1 protein-coding gene is annotated in these 2202 nt (G+C 67.8%); it reads left to right on the top strand.

Going from position 1 to position 2202, the window contains the following annotated elements:
- The first annotated feature begins 199 nt into the window (after nt 1-199).
- Nucleotides 200-1939 carry an IS1634 family transposase gene (locus VGR06_RS27245; protein WP_327561990.1) on the top strand — a complete coding sequence of 580 codons (1740 nt, stop codon included), beginning with the start codon at nt 200-202 and terminating at the stop codon, nt 1937-1939.
- Nucleotides 1940-2202 lie beyond the last annotated feature (263 nt).

The following is a 2202-nucleotide window of genomic DNA, read 5'->3' on the forward strand; positions in this document are numbered from 1 at the left end:
ACAGGTCATTGTGGCCAAACACCCAAGGCGGCGGGCGGAGGCTGGGCGGAGGCGGGGTGAGTCCTCCACGCCCCTCTAGCGGGACCTTCCCGGATAAGTTGATCTTCCCTCGGGGCCGGTAGCCGTTTCGGCTGCCAGGTAAGGCAATCACGGCGTGTCGAGGCGGTGGTCTTGGATCAAATAGTGTATGACCTAAAGTGTGGCCAGCGTGTACGGGAAGAAGATCAACGGGAAGACGTACTACTACCTGCGCGAGATGGCCCGGGTGAACGGCAAACCCAAGATGGTCTCCGAGCGCTACCTGGGCTCCGCCGCCGACATCGAGGCGGCCATCGACGGCGCGCAGGCCGGCACGGTCCCGGCGCGGACCCGGCACCTGCGTTTCGGCGACGTCGCCGCGGTCTGGTCGCTGCTCACCGATCTGGACGTGGCCGCCGTCATCGACGATGTGGTCGGTGGCCGCCGCGCGGACGCCGGCGCCTCCGTCGGCACGTACCTGGCGTTGGCGGCGCTGGGCCGCCTGGTCGAGCCGGGATCCAAGCGGGCCTTCGCCCACTGGTGGGCGGCCACCGCCGCCGACCGGTTCACCAAGATCAGCGCGACGGTGCTGGACCACCGCAAGTTCTGGGACGCCATGCACAGCGTTGACGGCGAAGCGTTGCAGGAGATCTCCGCGCGGCTCACGGCCAGGATGATCGAGCTGTACGAGCTGGACCTGTCCAGCGTCGCGTTGGACATGACCAACTTCGCCACCTACATCGACACCGCCAACGACAGGGCCCCGATCGCCCAACGCGGCAAGGCGAAACAGAAACGCACCGACCTGCGCCTGGTCGGGCTGGGCATGGTCGTCACCCGCGCCGGCGGCATCCCGCTGGTCTGGCACGCCTACCCCGGCAACCGCCCCGACGTCACCCAGTTCCCGACTCTCATCGAGCGCCTGGCCCAGCGCTACACCCAGCTGACCGCCACCGCCACCGAGACCGCCACCGGCAGTGACACGGGTGCGTCGGCGGCGTCGATGACGGTGGTCTTCGACGCCGGGCAGAACTCGAGCGACAACTTCGCCCACCTCACCCGCTCGGGACTGCACTACGTCGGGTCCGTCCCGCCCAGCGACTGCCCCGACCTGCTCGCCCGGCCCGCCACAGACCGCCGCCCCGTCGACGCCGAGCGCTACCCCGGCCTCAGCGCGATCGACACCGAACGCGTCGTCTACGGCGCCACCCGCCGGGTCGTGCTCACCCACTCACAATCCCTGCACGACGACCAGGCCCGATCGTTCACCGGCACCACCCTGGCCAAAGCCGGCAAAGCCCTGGACGAACTCGCCGCGACCCTGGCCCGCGGCAAAACCCGCCGCGCTCGGGCAGCGGTCGAGGCCGAGATCGCCACCATCACCAGCGACCCCTGGCTGCGCCGCGTCATCGACATTCAGCTCACCGGCGACATCCCCGCCCAGCACCGCCTGAGCTGGACCGTCAACACCCAGAAACGACGAGCACTCCAAGACGAGGTGTTCGGCAAACGGATCCTGATCACCGACCACGACGACTGGACCGTGCCCGACGTCGTGGCCGCCTACCGCTCCCAATCAGAAATCGAGTTCGGGTTCCGGCAGCTCAAAGACCCCCACCAGGTGTCATTCTCCCCGATGTTTCACTGGACCGAGCACAACATCGCCGTGCACACCTTCACCTGCGTGCTCGCCCTGCAACTGGCCCACCTGATGCGCCTGAAAGCCCACCGCGCCGGGCACGACCTCTCCGTACGGGCACTACTGGACACCCTGGCCGAGATCGGGGAAACCGTGCTCATCTACCCCTCCACCGGCGGACGACCCAAAGCACGCCGCATGACCACCGAGATGACCGCCGACCACCAAGCCCTCTACGACCTCTACAACCTGAACCGATGGGCACCAGCCAGCGCGACTTAGGTCATACACCGCCGCCCCCGGAAACCCTTGCTACGTAAGGCGAAAGTCCCTCAAGAACAACTTATCCAGGAAACTCCCGCTAGCGGCGCAAGCTGAGGTCCTCCACCGAGGGCAGCAGTGCCGCGCCGAGCATCGTCGCGTCTGTGAGCTCGGCGAGGGCGTCGCTGCCTCCAGCATCGGTTCGGTGATCCGGCGGGCTCTGGCGACGGCCACGCCGAGCCCCAGGCCGCGGATGCGTTCCCCACTTGTCGCAGGCTTAGGTG

The organism is Actinophytocola sp. (genome assembly GCF_036002505.1).
Classification (GTDB): domain Bacteria; phylum Actinomycetota; class Actinomycetes; order Mycobacteriales; family Pseudonocardiaceae; genus DASYTH01.